The sequence below is a fragment of the Chryseobacterium culicis genome (assembly GCF_002979755.1).
Taxonomy (GTDB): Bacteria; Bacteroidota; Bacteroidia; order Flavobacteriales; family Weeksellaceae; genus Chryseobacterium; species Chryseobacterium culicis_A.
Genome location: NZ_PCPP01000002.1, coordinates 185953 through 199891 on the forward strand (window position 1 = coordinate 185953; position 13939 = coordinate 199891).

A 13939-nucleotide genomic window follows, 5' to 3' on the forward strand; every position below is an offset into this window, starting at 1 on the left:
GAATTATCCTTCCAGAATCTGCTCAGCAGCAGTCTTTGAGGTCACTTTTTCAATCACTCTTGTACAAACCCCATTTTCATCAAAAATAAAAGTGGTTCTTACAATTCCCATATACGTTTTTCCGAACGTTTTTTTCTCCTGCCATACCCCAAATTTTTCGATGATATCACGGTTTTCATCAGCAATAAGATCATAAGGGAAAGCAAATTTACTATGGAAATTCTTCTGCTTCTTTACAGTATCACCACTTATTCCCAATAGTTGAAATCCAGCTTTTTCAAGCTTTGTATAATTATCACTCAGGTTGCAGGCTTCCACTGTACAGGTCGGCGTATTGGCTTGCGGATAGAAGAAAACTACCAGTTTTTTTCCAACTAATTTTGATGAGGTTACTGTTTCTCCGTCTTGATTGAATCCTTCAAATTCAGGTAATTTATCTCCAACTTTCAGCATAATGATTTAATTTTGTTCAAATTTAAGGCTTACATGACAAAAAAACAAAGAGCTGAGCTCGTTCAGATAGAACTGGATAAATTATATCCCACCACACCTATTCCGTTAGATCACACGGATCCCTATACATTGATGGTTGCTGTAGCACTTTCTGCACAGACTACGGATAAAAAAGTCAACCAGGTTACACCAGATCTTTTTGCCGTTGCAGGAACGCCTCAAAGAATGGCCAAGCTGGAAGAATTTGAAATCAAAGAACTCATCAAAGAAATAGGATTGTCCAATACAAAGGCTAAAAATCTGAAAAAAATGGCAGAACTTCTGTTGGAAAGGCATAACGGTATTGTTCCTCAAACTTATGAAGAACTGGAAGCACTTCCGGGAGTAGGACATAAGACTGCTTCAGTGGTAATGAGCCAGGGATTTGGATTTCCTGCCTTCCCTGTAGATACCCACATTCATCGTCTCATGACCCAGTGGAAGCTTACCTCCGGAAAAAATGTAGTGGAAACAGAGCGTGATGCCAAAAATTTATTCCCTGAAGACGTGTGGAATAAGCTTCATCTTCAGATCATTTTCTATGGAAGAGAATATTCTCCGGCAAGAGGAAAAGGAGAGAAGGATTTTATTACGAAAATGATGTTTGAGAAATAATTCATTGATTTTAGCGCTATGCTCGCAAGAGTTTTATAAAAAATTACATTGAAATAGTTCGCAAAGGCACTTCGTTTAGCAAAGGCAATATTTCCCTAGCTGAGTGAAACGTCCTTGCGAACGAAAAAGAAAACGCAACAATTACTTTGTGATCGTTGCGTTATTTTTATTGATGGATTAAATGTCCAATAACCTTCTATGGTAATTGATCTGCCCCAAATGATAATCCAGATGAGCGACCAGATGAATAAGAAAGTAATCTGTGGTCATGGCGCTTTCAAAAACAACAAGAGGGTATTCTTTTTTTAGATCTTCTTCTGGTAATTGAGGCAAAACCGTATCTATCATAGTGATCGTTGCTTCAATCTTTTCGATAAGTTCAGCTTTTGGAATGTCTTTTAAGGAGAATTCTAGCTCACGGTGTCTTATATATCCCGTATTTCCTAGCTGGGCTCCTATAAAATGATTAATATTTCCGACCAAATGAAGGGTTAGGTTACCCGCAGAATTGGAAATGTTTTTATCAATCTTCCAAAGATTTTCTTCATTTTGATAGGCTTCTATCTCTGTTTTTAATTTATTTAAATCTCTGTTGAAAAGAGATCTGATGCTTTCTGTGATCATTGAGGCTTTATTTTTTTATTCAAATTTACTGAATAGAGTGATTAAAAACGAAAAGGGTGCTGTTTTTGTGCAGCACCCTTACAATCTTTATGAGCAAAGATGTTATTTTTGTTTTTGAGCCCAAAGCTCCATTTTTCTATTCAGAACATCCAGAGGAAGGCATCCCTGGCTTAATACTTCATCATGGAAGCTCGCCAGATTGAATTTTTTTCCAAGGTCTTTCTGATACTTTTCTCTTAGCTCACGGATTCTTAAAGAACCTATTTTGTAGCCTAAAGCCTGCCCGGGCATTGCCATATATCTTTCTACTTCTGCTGTAGCAGATCCCTCGTCGTAAGAAATGTTGCTTAAGAAGTATTTAATTGCCTCTTCACGTGACATTTTTCCGGTATGAAGTCCTGTATCTACTACCAGTCGTACTGCTCTCAGCATCTGATCGCTCAGGTATCCCATTTTCTGGTAAGGATCTGTGTATAAACCGAACTCAGGGCCTAATGTCTCACAATAATGTGCCCATCCTTCACCATAAGCGCCAAACCATCCAAATCTCATGAATTTAGGAAGCTTTGTGTTCTCTTGCTGTAAAGAAACCTGATAGTGATGTCCCGGAATAGCCTCGTGAAGGAAAAGAGATTCCATTCCTGAAGTAACATTGAATTTAGTAGGATCCGGAAGCGGAACATAAAAAATTCCTGCCCTTTTTCCATCTGGAGTTCCCGGCATATATTCTGCGCTCGCACTTGCTTCTCTGAATTTCTCCGTCTGTCTGATCTCAAACTTTGTTTTAGGGGTTACATTAAACATTGTTTTCAATTTCGGAGTGATTTTCGTTAAGATTCCGTTGAATGCCTGTAAAACTTCCTTAGATGTTTTATAAGTCATTGCCTTTGGATCCGTTTTTACAAAGGAGATAAATTCTTCCAGAGTTCCGGTGAAACCTACCTGTTGCTTTACTTTTTCCATTTCTGCACGAAGCATTGCTACCTGCTGAAGTCCGATTTTATTGATCTCTTCGGGAGATTTTTTGGTGGTTGTCCAGCTTTTTACATAATAGTTGTAGATCTCATTTCCATTAGGAAGGCTGTTGTAACCGTCCGTATCTCTTGCTTTTGGAAGATATTCTTTTTCTAAAAAGATTCCCATTTTAGTATAAGCAGGAATAATTTTTTTCGAAATAGCATCTTTATAAAGTGCTGAGAATTTATCTTTTTGAGCCTGGGTGAAACTTTTAGGGAAATTTTTAATAGGTCCGTAGAAAATATTCCTTTCCATATCAGACGTTATAATTTCTTCGGCCTTCATCTGAGGAATCATTTTGACAACCAGTTTTTTAGGCAATACAATCTTATTGTTGATTCCCTCACGGAAGTTGTCTGTTGCGGCATTCATCCATTCCGGGAATTTTTCCATTCTTTTCAGCCAGTCACTGTAGTCCTTTTCTGTTTTAAAAGGCTGGTTACCCTGTCCGCTTCCATACAGAGGGAAAGTTAGCGGAAGTCCTCCAAATTGAGTAAAAGGAATATATTCCGGATGATAGGCATAAGCTTCTGTTTTATCTTTTAAAGTATAATCCAATACATCATACACTACTTTATCTTCATCAGAAAGAGTTTTATAATCTACATGTTCCAGCTGTTTCTGCACAGAATTGTAGAATGCTATTTCTCCTGAGATAAAATCTTTATCAATGTTAATAGGAAGCTGGTCATTATATCTTGTATCTCCCTGTGCTGTAGCATCTAAAGGGTATAGCTTAAGATACTGCTCATAATAGTTTGAAGCGATAGAATCCAGGTTGCTGGGAGTCACTTTCGTAAGAGGAGAGTCCGATTTTTTGCAGGAAGCAAGACCGATGATCAATCCTAATCCCAGAATACTTTTTGATAAAATGTTTTTCATTTTCAGAATCTTTATGAAAGCAAAAGTAAGTATTATTGGGATATGCAGACTTATGGTGTGTATTGATTTTAAAAAATTATTTTCAAAATCCTTTTAACTTTGAATCAATTTTTTATCTTTGTCTAAAACGTTTAACAATCATATTATTACAGTTCTTTTTTAAGAAAAAATGAAAGGGATTTTAAAAATTTACCATCCGGAGGAAACGCTAAAATACAATATCAGAAATACTTATTGTAAGGCCGTTTACAGCAACCAGCAACATTTTTTAGAGGTTGAAGTGATTACAGATGATAGTTTGGATCACGTGGATGATGATTCACTACAGTACAATTTTCCGCAGCTTTCACTTGAAGTTTTCGATTTTCCTATTGAATCGGCGGAGATCGAAGGGAAAACAATCAAAATCAATGACTCTGATGAGGAAACCTACACAGAAGTAGATCTTTTCGATGATGAAGAGGCCTATATCTATGATAATGAGCTTCTTTTTGAGAGAAATGAAGAAGGGGAGCTTCAGGTCATCTGGAAAGGAACCATTGATGATTTCTATACCGGGTCAGATACTCCAATTCCATTTAGATTAAAATGCGAGTTCAGCCAAGACGATATTGAGGTAGACGAAGACTAGCAACAGCTTCTATACTTTTTGACACCGAATTTCTTTTCAAAATTATTTTTGGAAAGAAATTTGCTGTTTATAAAATTGTAACAAAATTTAAGTTGTTTTTAAGCAATTTTTAAGAGTTCAATTCATAATATTCTCCTACATTTGTCGTTGAAAATTTAATAAATTCACATTTAATGCTGTTAACGGAACTTTCTCAGATCTTATTTGCACAAATCGCCACTCCTGCAGTTGCTGCAGACAACTTAGAGTTCTCATTCTGGAAAATTATGTTCCATGGAGGAGCTTTCGCTAAAATAGTGATGGTCACTGTATTACTGTTGGGAATATTTTCTCTATACCTGTTTTTTGAGAGATTTTTCTTTATTAAAAGGTTAACTTCAAAAACAGATTCCAACTTCATGAACAATATTGAAGACTTTATTAAAGCTGGAAAAATAGAGGCCGCTGCAGATTACTGCAAAACCCAAAACTCTCCGGAAGGAAGAATTTTAGAAAAAGGAATTTCAAGATTGGGACGTCCTGTTTCTGATATTGTAAGTGCTATGGAAGCACAAGCTCAGGTAGAGGTGGCTAATATGGAGAAAAACCTGAACCTTTTGGCTGTAGTACCGAGTATTGCCCCCATGTTGGGACTATTAGGTACGGTAATCGGGATGATTATTGCCTTCTTCAACTTATCTCATGCAACAGGATCTTTCTCACCGAAAACACTTTCAGAAGGTATTTATACCGCTTTGGGACAAACGGCTGTAGGTTTGGCAGTTGCTATTCCGGCTAACTTCTGTTATAATATCCTTTTAACAAGAATTGATAAGTTTGTGTTGAAAGCTCAGAATATGTCAGGAGAATTCTTAGACCTTATCAATAAACCTTTATAAATTTTCTTACGATGAAAATTCAGAGAAGAAATAAAGCGAATCCGGAATTCAGTTTAGCAGCGATGACAGACGTTATCCTGTTGATGTTGATTTTCTTTATGATTACCTCTTCTGCGGCTAATCAAAGCGCAATTGATGTCAATCTGCCGAAAGCCGGAGCTGTTGAAGACAATATACCCAATCCTTTAACGGTAAGTATTAAACCGGATGGTTCATTCTTTGTAGATGATAATCCTGTGAATAAAGGGGAACTGGAGAAGATTATTGTAGATAAGCTAGCCAACCAGACCAATAAATCGTTTACGATCAGAGCGGATGAAAACACGCTGCATAAAGATGTTGTTTTTGTGATGGAAGTTGCTGAAAAACATAAATTTAACATTGCAATTGCAACCGTTAAAGATAAATAACAGATCCGGGTTTCCGGAAACAATTACGTTTTAAGATGAAAAGCTATACAGCAAACCGAAATGAAGAAAATAAAGATAGAGTAAAAAGCGCCCTGCTTTCTATTCTTATCTGGGCTGCTATTTTGCTTTTTGTTTTTTTGTATAAATTAAAACCTGAGTTGGACAAAGAGCCTGAAATGGTTACTACTATGTTGGTCAACTTTGGAGACAACAGAAACGGAAAAGGAATTGAAGAGCCTGCAGAACAACCTGGAAGCCTTGCTGCAGCAACAGAAGAAGTAACTCTGGAACCTGCAGAAACACCTGTGCCGGAAACAAAGACTGTTGTAAAGCCGGAGCCCACTCCTGAGCCCAAGAAAGCAGACGTTAAGGAGAAGGTTATTACAGGAAATAATTCAAAAGCAACAGTTCCTAAGAAGGAAGAATCAAAAAAAGCTGAGAAAAAAGAAGCCACCAGTACGAGTGCTTCTAAAAATACTAAAAAAGCAGGTGCTGCCACAGCCAATTCAAAAACAGGGAATGGAGATGGAAAGGGAAATGCAGCGATTGGAAACCTGATTAAAGGAAGAGGAACAAAAGCAGGAAGCCAGGGAACAGGTGACGGAATTGGAAATGCAGGAGATCCTTTGGGAGGCGATGGAAATGGGGATAGTAAAGTAGGAATAGACAGAAAGCTGATAGGCTATATCCCGGGAACCATGGGAAGAGGCGGTGCACAACCCTCTCACAGCTGTACAGCAAGTGGATCAATTACGATTGCTTATACTGTAGATAAAGCAGGAAATGTGGTCTCTGCCAGAAGATCAGGAGGTGTCTCAGATCCTTGTGTGGCATCTACATCAGTGTCCTGGGTGAAGAAATATGTAAAAGCAGAGAAAGCCAGTACATCCTCTACCGGAACGTATAAAATTACATTCTAAAAATACAAAAGCACTTTATTCAAGTGCTTTTTTTAATTCGTTTATTCTGTTGATAATCGGGAGGGCAAAAATACCGCTGGTCTGAAGATACAGCTCATAGAATGTCTTTGCTTTATCCTGAAAATCTTTATTCTGATCGTATCTGCTGTTAAAGTAGAAAAGATTTCCCAGCATTTCATAATAATCTTTGTGATCTCTTTCCTGTCTTTCGTTAACGATAGCAATCATTTCTTCTTTTGTTTTCGAAGAAACTTCCGTGAAGCTCATTTTGAAGATATCTCTCATCAGCGTATCAAAATCCAGTTCTTTCTGCATTAAACTTTCTTCAGGTTTATCCAGAATCAGTTTTTCCAGTGCCTGGGTTAATTGACGGATGAGTCTTAGAGTAAATTCTTTATCTGTAATCATAATGGGTAGTTTTGTTGCTAGTTGCTAGTTGCTAGTTGCTAGTTTGGGTTAGGTTCTCCAGTTTAACTGTACGTATTTTATAAAGTTATTGATTTTTCCTCCTAAGAGTTTGTATTGTTCTGATTTTTCTTTAAAGTCTGATTGTAATTCCGGATAAAGTCTGGTTATTTTCGATAGATGACAAATTGTTTCGTCACAACTTGCCTGAGAGTAAGTGAGAAACCTAATGAAATCACCTTTGTAACTGTTTCTTCCATATCCCTCTGCAATATTTGTAACAATTGAATCAGCTGATCGTCTCAATTGACTACCCAATTCGTATAATTCATAGTTAGGTAGTTTGAGCGACAACTTATGGGTTTCAATAAACAACTCAAAAGCAATATTATAAATATCAAGTTTTTCGTAACTCATTAATACATTTTTAACGGTAAAAAACTAGCAACTACCCAACCAGCAACATTTTTATTAAGCAAAGAATAGATAAGCTAATGCAATTGCTGTGATAACACCCACCAAATCGGCCAGAAGCATAGCAATTACTGTATATCTTGTGTTCTTAACGGCTACGGCACCAAAATATACTGCGATCACGTAAAATGTCGTATCTGAACTTCCCTGAAGTACAGCAGCTAATTTTCCCTGGAAACTATCCGCCCCAAATGTGGCCATAGTATCCACCATCATTCCTCTGGCTCCGGAACCGGATAAAGGTTTGATTAAAGCGGTTGGAAGTCCATCCACGAATCTTGGATCCATATGGGCAACGTTGGCTACCCATTTCATTCCGTCAATAATGACATCGAAAACACCGGAAGTTCTTAATAAAGAAATCGCAATCAGCATTCCAACCAGATAAGGAATAATCTTAACACAGGTGGTGAATCCTTCTTTTGCTCCTTCAATAAAGGCATCAAAAACGTTGATTTTCTTGTAAACGGCACCAAGGACTATCGCAAGGAAAATAAAAAGAATTAACCCATTGCTTAATACTTTACTGAAGTCATCCAGTTCATCTTTACTCAATTGTACAAGATATAATACCAATAGAGCAATCACTGCTGAAATTCCTCCTACATAAGCAATGACTACAGGACGGAGCAGATTAATTTTCTGATAAAGGGATACAATAATCATCGCTGCCAAAGTTGCCGCAAAAGTAGCAATCATGCATGGCAGGAAAATATCTGTAGGTGTTTTTGATCCCATAGATGCCCTGATAGCGATAATCGAGACGGGAATCAAAGTCATTCCACCCGCATGAAGACACAGAAACATAATTTGCGAATTACTTGCTGTTTCTTTATTAGGATTTAAAGTCTGGAGGCTTTCCATGGCTTTTAATCCAAACGGAGTCGCGGCATTATCCAATCCCAAAAGATTGGCACTGAAGTTCATCAGCATATGGCCAAATGCGGGGTGGTTTTTCGGAATCTCCGGAAAAAGTTTTGAGAAAAATGGCTGAATCAGACGGCTCAAAAGGTTAATTCCACCTGCCTTTTCAGCAATACTCATGAACCCCATAAATAAAGTCATGATCCCGATAAGACCCAGGCAGATCTTTACTGCAGTTTCTGATGTTCCAATCACTCCGTCAGCTTCCTGAACACGATAAACGTTTACATTTTGCTTTAAAGAATCTGTTTTATAATGAATTCTGCTGTCTGCAAAATCATTTTTTTTCATCAGGCTATCTCTGACAATAGGAGAGAGGCTGTTCATGGGCTGAGATGCAATCTTCACCGTATCACCTCCTTTTCCTACCACCATATCATTGAAAATGGTTTTGTAGTTTCCTGACGAGATATATTTTATACTGGCAATGGCAATGGCAATGATAATGAAAGCCGACCAAATTCTGCTGAGAACCATCTGATTGATTTAATTGTTTAAACTTATCGAAAATACTTTAAACCACAAAAATAACTAAAGTCTTTTGTTATTCTGCTGTGAAATTGAGCTAATGATGGTTTCAGACCTTAAACCTATTTTAACGCAGGGTACGCTAAGGTTTCTAATAATGAAGTTTGATTTTTTTCGTTCGCAAAGGCGTTAGCACTAAGCAGAGAAACAGAGACATTGCTGAATGAAATGCCCTTGCGACCGAAATATACATTAAAATTATATATTTCCTTGCGATCCCTAGCGTTTAAAATGAAATGAATTATTTACTCTTCCAAATAGACAAGATGTCCTTCAAAATGATCGTCCAGTTTCTTTAGTACTTTGGCATCATTCATTTTTTTGACCAATGCGTCTACAAAAAAGCTCTTTTCAAAAAACTGGCGGTGAATACCCGGAAGAATTTCCATGAAATAATCCATTCCGATTTTGTTGTTATGAAGATCCATTTTGGTTTCCAAAGGCTCATTCGGGAATAATTCTTCATGCATATCTGTTATTCTTTTGCAAAAATCAAGCGCCTTTTTAGGAGAAGAAATTTTGCAGCAGTACATCATAATGAAGCAGCACCACAGTGCGTGTCTGAAAGCATTTCCAATTCCGTTATTGGAGGCTGTTTCAGGGAACTTTTTCTGTGCGATGGTAAAAGCCTTCACAGTAGCATGGAAACTTAGCAAGGCAAAAAGAGGATGGGGAAGGATCAGTGATAAAAGACGCATAATCTTTTTAAAACTCATACTTCTGATGGTATTGAAAAATATCTTAAAAGTCCTCATAAATAAAAATCTCTCCCTAATTAGAGAGAGATTGTATTGTTTTTGTTACAGATACTATGCTTTTACAGCTAATAAATTCACTGTTTTTGCAACAGTATCCTGAATTTCAGTTCTTTTTACGATGAAATCCACAAATCCTTTTTCCTGTAGGAATTCTGATGTCTGGAATCCTTCCGGTAAGTCTCTACCGATTGTTTCACGGATCACTCTTGGTCCGGCGAAACCGATTAATGCTCCCGGTTCTGCCATAATGATATCAGCAGTCATTGCGAAAGAAGCGGTAATTCCTCCGAATGTAGGGTCACAAAGGTAGGCGATGTATAAAAGTCCAGCTTCAGAAAGCTGAGCCAATTTAGCCTGAACTTTTGCCAGCTGCATCAAAGAGTAAGTGGCTTCCTGCATTCTTGCTCCTCCGGACTGACAGATAATCATATACGGAAGTTTATGCTTGATACAGTAATCTACTGCTCTTCTGATCTTTTCTCCCATTACAGAACCCAAAGATCCACCGATGAAAGCAAAATCCATACAAGAAACTACCATTTCAGTTCCTTTTACAGTTCCTACCGCATTTCTGATGGAATCTGTAAGCTTGGTTTTAGCTTTTACTTCTTTCAAACGGTCTTTGTAAGGCTTTGTATCTTTGAAGTTTAAGATATCAATACTTTCAACATTGGCATCCAGTTCGGTAAATTTACCACCGTCAAAAAGGATGTCAAAAAATTCTGCACTTCCTATTCTTACATGAAATCCGTCTTCAGGAGAAACATAGTTATTTCTCTTTAGTTCATCATGTTCCACTACTTTTCCGGATGGAGTCTGATGCCAAAGGCCTTTGGGAACGTCCTTTTTCTCATCAGTAGAAGTGGTAATGTTTTTTGCTTTTCTTTTAAACCAGTCGAATGCCATTTTTGTTTGTATTAAGGTATAAATGTAAAATGTACCAATGTAAATGCATTTCTTATGAATACTTTTTACATTGGTACAAATTTACAGTTCTTATTTTAAAGTATCTACGTTATTTAAATCTTCAAATGCTTTCACCAATCTTGTAGAGAATGTTTCCTCACCTTTTCTTACCCAAACTCTTGGGTCATAGAATTTCTTGTTAGGCTTTTCTTCTCCTTCAGGGTTTCCGATTTGAGCTCTTAAATAGTCAATATTGTTCACCATATAATCTCTCACTCCTTCTGTGTATGCAAACTGAAGGTCAGTGTCGATATTCATTTTAATTACTCCGTAGTCGATAGCTTCTCTGATCTCTTCTAAAGTAGATCCTGAACCTCCGTGGAATACAAAGTTGATAGGTTTAGCCGCTGTTCCGAATTTCTCCTGAACATATTTCTGAGAATTGTCAAGGATTTTTGGAGTAAGAACTACGTTTCCTGGCTTGTAAACTCCGTGTACGTTACCAAATGCAGCAGCGATTGTGAAGTTATCAGAAATAGCTTTTAATTTTTCATAAGTATACGCTATATCTTCAGGCTGAGTATATAATTTAGAGTTATCAACGTCTGAGTTGTCAACACCATCTTCTTCACCACCAGTTACTCCGATTTCTACTTCAAGCGTCATCTGAAGTTTAGCCATTCTTTCGAAATATTGAGCTGAAATCTCAAGGTTTTCTTCTAAAGATTCTTCAGAAAGATCCAGCATGTGAGAAGAGTAAAGAGATTTTCCTGTCTGCTTGAAGAAATCTTCGTTAGCATCCATTAATCCGTCGATCCAAGGAAGTAATTTCTTTGCACAGTGGTCTGTGTGTAGAATTACCGTTGCTCCATAAGCTTCAGCAAGAGTGTGGATATGTTTTGCTCCAGCGATAGATCCTAAGATAGCAGCTTTTTGTCCGTCGTTGTTTAATCCTTTCCCTGCGTTGAATGCAGCTCCACCATTTGAAAACTGAATAATTACAGGAGAGTTCAATTTCGCTGCAGTTTCCATCACAGCATTAACGTTGCTTGATCCAATTACGTTTACTGCAGGCAATGCAAATTTGTTTTCTTTAGCATACTGAAAGATATCAGTAACTAACTGACCTGTGGCAACTCCTGCCGGAAAAATTCTGCTCATGTTTTACTTTTTATTATAAATTTATTAGGTGTTTTAATTTCGTGTAAAGGTAATCATTTTTAAGAAATTACTAGTTTCTTTTATCTCTGCCCCAAAGGAGCTTCTGACGGATGGTTTCGTAGAAACTTAAACTGTTGGGCTGTACCAGAAGAAGCTGGAATTTTGCCTTTTTGATGATGATTTCCTTGTCGGTTTCTATGTGTATCAGTCGGGAATCTAAGGAAAGTGAGTATTGAGGTACACGGCTTTCCACCCTGAATTTTATTTCCACTTTATCATTCACCACTAAAGGTCTCACATTCAGATTGTGAGGAGCGATGGGTGTAATGACAAAATTTTCGTTATTAGGAGAAATGATCGGTCCACCACAGCTCAAAGAATAGGCGGTAGAACCTGTAGGCGTTGAAATGATCACCCCATCACCCCAGAAGACATTCAGAAATTCATCGTTGATATAAGAATCTACGGTAATCATGGATGTCGTTTCTTTTCGGGAAACGGTAACGTCGTTCAGGGCATAAGGAAAAGCTCCCTCAAGTTTTGGAGAAACTACCTCAATTACTGAGCGGCGGCTTGTTTTTACATTTCCTTTTAAGATGGAATCCAATTCTTTAAAGGCTTCTTCTTTAGTGAAGAAAGCTAAGAATCCAAGTCTTCCTGTATTGACTCCTACAACGGGAATTTCAAGATCCTCAATGAAGGTTAAAGAGTTTACGATGGTTCCGTCTCCTCCAAAAGTGAAGAAGAGATCCACCTCTTTATCCAAAAGATCCTGCTTACAGTTGAATGTTTCGAATATTTTTGAAAACTGGAGTGCTTCCGCCATTTCATCATACAGAACAGATTTTACACCTCTGGCTTCAAGTTCAGAGATAAACTTGCTTAAATATAAAAAAGTATCAAGATCTTTTTTCTGAGAATATATGGCTGCCTTCATGTTATATTTCTATGAATTTTTGTAAAAAACCAAATCGGTCTTTAAACAGATCGGATTTCTCATCAGAATAATATTTTTCAACAATTCTGTAGTCGTACCGATCAAAAGTAGAGTCTATCGAGGCCAGATTTTCATTGCTTATCTTTATGGTTATTTGGATCACTTCATCAGAAGTAAAGCTTATAAATCCTCCATAAAATTTTGCATTGTTACTTTCTATGATATTGGCAATTTCCGTCATTGAATATTTTCTGGCAGAAGTTTCTACGGTGAGAATGGCTCCTGTTTCTGAAAACAGCGGATAACGGGAAAAGTCCTGAAAGACATCTTCAGAAGTGATATATCCCAGATATTTTTCATTTTTATTGATCACCGGAATCACATTGCAGCTGAAAGTGTAAAACAGACGGATACTATCCATCACATTACTGTCTTCCAGAATTGCAAACCGCTCAATCTGATGTTCCAGGTCCTTCAATGTTCCACCATCTTCCTCATATAGAAAATCCATAGCAATAGCTCCGTAGAAGTGATGGGATTTTTTGATGAAAATATGGGAATATCCAAAATCTTCTAGCGTATTTCTGGCCGACTCTATGGAGTCAGACAGGCTAAAACACGGAAAGTCTTTTGAGATATAGTCCTTGATAAACATTGTGCTAATTTATAAAAAATTAAATGAAACTTTTTCTGAAACCCCGACTTTTTTTAAGGTGAAACAAAAAAAATGCCGTCAAAATTTGTTTGTAAAAAAAAATAAAGTACCTTTGTCGCCTTTCATTTTTACTTTTTATTAGATTTATTTCAAACTGCACTGTCTACTAAGGACATATGCAGTTTTTTTATTTTAATGCTTTTGCAAATTCCCACATCACAATTCCGGCGCATACACTTACATTAAGAGAATGCTTGGTTCCGAGCTGTGGAATTTCTAAAAATACATCAATATTAGGAAGAACTTCATCACTGATGCCTTCCACTTCATTTCCTAAAATCAATGCATATTTTTTCGATCTGTCAATGGTGAAATCAGTAATAAGCTGGCTGTCGGTTGTTTGCTCAATTCCGATGATTTCGTAACCCTTACTTTTCAAATCAGCAATGGCTGTATTGGTTTCTGCTTCATGAGACCAGTCCACACTCTCCGTTGCTCCCAATGCCGCTTTATGAATCTCACGGTGGGGTGGCTGTGGAGTAATTCCGCAAAGAATGATTTTTTCAATTAAAAAGGCATCTGCGGTTCTGAAGGCTGCACCTACATTGTGCATGCTTCTGATATTATCTAAAATGATGACCAACGGAATTTTTTCAACCTTCTTAAATGTTTCTACATCTATTCTGTTAAGTTCTTCCAGTTTTAGTTTCTGTACCAATTGT

At 37.3% G+C, this 13939-nt stretch carries 17 protein-coding genes; 5 read left to right on the forward strand and 12 right to left on the reverse strand.

All coding sequences use genetic code 11. The features are described 5' to 3' along the window. Positions 1-3: 3 nt before the first annotated feature. Positions 4-453, reverse strand: coding sequence for a thioredoxin-dependent thiol peroxidase (bcp, locus tag CQ022_RS13930; protein WP_105682961.1), 450 nt, complete (start codon positions 451-453; stop codon positions 4-6). Positions 454-486: 33 nt separating this feature from the next. Between bcp and CQ022_RS13935 the strand changes: the two genes are divergently transcribed. Continuing rightward, a complete protein-coding gene (locus CQ022_RS13935; RefSeq protein ID WP_105682962.1) occupies positions 487-1107 on the forward strand; it encodes an endonuclease III domain-containing protein in 621 nt (206 codons plus the stop codon). Positions 1108-1284: 177 nt separating this feature from the next. On the opposite strand, the gene CQ022_RS13940 is transcribed toward CQ022_RS13935, so the two are convergent. Next, complete coding sequence (locus CQ022_RS13940; RefSeq protein WP_105682963.1) at positions 1285-1731, reverse strand: DinB family protein; 447 nt, start codon at positions 1729-1731, stop codon at positions 1285-1287. Between the two features lie 102 nt (positions 1732-1833). Continuing rightward, positions 1834-3630 (reverse strand): DUF885 domain-containing protein, encoded by a 1797-nt coding sequence (locus tag CQ022_RS13945; RefSeq protein ID WP_105682964.1) that lies wholly within the window; start codon positions 3628-3630, stop codon positions 1834-1836. 169 nt (positions 3631-3799) lie between these two features. Between CQ022_RS13945 and CQ022_RS13950 the strand changes: the two genes are divergently transcribed. From CQ022_RS13950 to CQ022_RS13965, 4 genes are all read left to right on the forward strand, one after another. Beyond that, entirely contained in the window at positions 3800-4261 is a 462-nt protein-coding gene (locus CQ022_RS13950) for a hypothetical protein (protein ID WP_105682965.1), read from the forward strand. A 173-nt stretch (positions 4262-4434) separates the two neighbouring features. Further along, positions 4435-5139 carry a MotA/TolQ/ExbB proton channel family protein gene (locus CQ022_RS13955; RefSeq protein WP_077413278.1) on the forward strand — a complete coding sequence of 235 codons (705 nt, stop codon included), beginning with the start codon at positions 4435-4437 and terminating at the stop codon, positions 5137-5139. Between the two features lie 11 nt (positions 5140-5150). Then, positions 5151-5549: an ExbD/TolR family protein gene (locus CQ022_RS13960; protein WP_105682966.1), complete on the forward strand. Its 399-nt coding sequence runs from the start codon at positions 5151-5153 to the stop codon at positions 5547-5549. Between the two features lie 35 nt (positions 5550-5584). Further along, on the forward strand, positions 5585-6469 hold the full coding sequence (locus tag CQ022_RS13965; protein WP_105682967.1) for a ferric siderophore ABC transporter substrate-binding protein: 885 nt from the start codon (positions 5585-5587) through the stop codon (positions 6467-6469). 15 nt (positions 6470-6484) lie between these two features. On the opposite strand, the gene CQ022_RS13970 is transcribed toward CQ022_RS13965, so the two are convergent. From CQ022_RS13970 to CQ022_RS14010, 9 genes are all read right to left on the reverse strand, one after another. Continuing rightward, positions 6485-6877, reverse strand: a complete 393-nt coding sequence (locus tag CQ022_RS13970; RefSeq protein WP_105682968.1) for a hypothetical protein — start codon at positions 6875-6877, stop codon at positions 6485-6487. Between the two features lie 48 nt (positions 6878-6925). Continuing rightward, positions 6926-7291 (reverse strand): four helix bundle protein, encoded by a 366-nt coding sequence (locus CQ022_RS13975; protein ID WP_105682969.1) that lies wholly within the window; start codon positions 7289-7291, stop codon positions 6926-6928. 54 nt (positions 7292-7345) lie between these two features. Beyond that, positions 7346-8749 (reverse strand): nucleoside recognition domain-containing protein, encoded by a 1404-nt coding sequence (locus CQ022_RS13980; protein ID WP_105682970.1) that lies wholly within the window; start codon positions 8747-8749, stop codon positions 7346-7348. 296 nt (positions 8750-9045) lie between these two features. Then, positions 9046-9555 (reverse strand): DUF6973 domain-containing protein, encoded by a 510-nt coding sequence (locus CQ022_RS13985; RefSeq protein ID WP_105682971.1) that lies wholly within the window; start codon positions 9553-9555, stop codon positions 9046-9048. Between the two features lie 54 nt (positions 9556-9609). Further along, positions 9610-10464 (reverse strand): acetyl-CoA carboxylase, carboxyltransferase subunit beta, encoded by an 855-nt coding sequence (gene accD / locus CQ022_RS13990; RefSeq protein WP_047095043.1) that lies wholly within the window; start codon positions 10462-10464, stop codon positions 9610-9612. Between the two features lie 90 nt (positions 10465-10554). After that, complete coding sequence (gene fbaA / locus CQ022_RS13995) at positions 10555-11625, reverse strand: class II fructose-bisphosphate aldolase (protein ID WP_105682972.1); 1071 nt, start codon at positions 11623-11625, stop codon at positions 10555-10557. A 70-nt stretch (positions 11626-11695) separates the two neighbouring features. After that, a complete protein-coding gene (locus tag CQ022_RS14000; RefSeq protein WP_105682973.1) occupies positions 11696-12562 on the reverse strand; it encodes an NAD kinase in 867 nt (288 codons plus the stop codon). A 1-nt stretch (position 12563) separates the two neighbouring features. Next, the gene (locus CQ022_RS14005; RefSeq protein ID WP_105682974.1) at positions 12564-13217 is read right to left on the reverse strand and encodes a CBS domain-containing protein; all 654 of its coding nucleotides are present in this window, start codon (positions 13215-13217) and stop codon (positions 12564-12566) included. Between the two features lie 187 nt (positions 13218-13404). Continuing rightward, positions 13405-13935, reverse strand: coding sequence for an RNA methyltransferase (locus CQ022_RS14010; RefSeq protein ID WP_105682975.1), 531 nt, complete (start codon positions 13933-13935; stop codon positions 13405-13407). Positions 13936-13939: the final 4 nt, after the last annotated feature.

Excerpts from the sequence above, each read along its gene's own strand:
- bcp (WP_105682961.1), bottom strand. The coding sequence starts at position 453 with ATGCTGAAAGTTGGAGATAAATTACCTGAATTTGAAGGATTCAATCAA.
- CQ022_RS13935 (WP_105682962.1), top strand. The coding sequence starts at position 487 with ATGACAAAAAAACAAAGAGCTGAGCTCGTTCAGATAGAACTGGATAAA.
- CQ022_RS13940 (WP_105682963.1), bottom strand. The coding sequence starts at position 1,731 with ATGATCACAGAAAGCATCAGATCTCTTTTCAACAGAGATTTAAATAAA.
- CQ022_RS13945 (WP_105682964.1), bottom strand. The coding sequence starts at position 3,630 with ATGAAAAACATTTTATCAAAAAGTATTCTGGGATTAGGATTGATCATC.
- CQ022_RS13950 (WP_105682965.1), top strand. The coding sequence starts at position 3,800 with ATGAAAGGGATTTTAAAAATTTACCATCCGGAGGAAACGCTAAAATAC.
- CQ022_RS13955 (WP_077413278.1), top strand. The coding sequence starts at position 4,435 with ATGCTGTTAACGGAACTTTCTCAGATCTTATTTGCACAAATCGCCACT.
- CQ022_RS13960 (WP_105682966.1), top strand. The coding sequence starts at position 5,151 with ATGAAAATTCAGAGAAGAAATAAAGCGAATCCGGAATTCAGTTTAGCA.
- CQ022_RS13965 (WP_105682967.1), top strand. The coding sequence starts at position 5,585 with ATGAAAAGCTATACAGCAAACCGAAATGAAGAAAATAAAGATAGAGTA.
- CQ022_RS13970 (WP_105682968.1), bottom strand. The coding sequence starts at position 6,877 with ATGATTACAGATAAAGAATTTACTCTAAGACTCATCCGTCAATTAACC.
- CQ022_RS13975 (WP_105682969.1), bottom strand. The coding sequence starts at position 7,291 with ATGAGTTACGAAAAACTTGATATTTATAATATTGCTTTTGAGTTGTTT.
- CQ022_RS13980 (WP_105682970.1), bottom strand. The coding sequence starts at position 8,749 with ATGGTTCTCAGCAGAATTTGGTCGGCTTTCATTATCATTGCCATTGCC.
- CQ022_RS13985 (WP_105682971.1), bottom strand. The coding sequence starts at position 9,555 with ATGAGGACTTTTAAGATATTTTTCAATACCATCAGAAGTATGAGTTTT.
- accD (WP_047095043.1), bottom strand. The coding sequence starts at position 10,464 with ATGGCATTCGACTGGTTTAAAAGAAAAGCAAAAAACATTACCACTTCT.
- fbaA (WP_105682972.1), bottom strand. The coding sequence starts at position 11,625 with ATGAGCAGAATTTTTCCGGCAGGAGTTGCCACAGGTCAGTTAGTTACT.
- CQ022_RS14000 (WP_105682973.1), bottom strand. The coding sequence starts at position 12,562 with ATGAAGGCAGCCATATATTCTCAGAAAAAAGATCTTGATACTTTTTTA.
- CQ022_RS14005 (WP_105682974.1), bottom strand. The coding sequence starts at position 13,217 with ATGTTTATCAAGGACTATATCTCAAAAGACTTTCCGTGTTTTAGCCTG.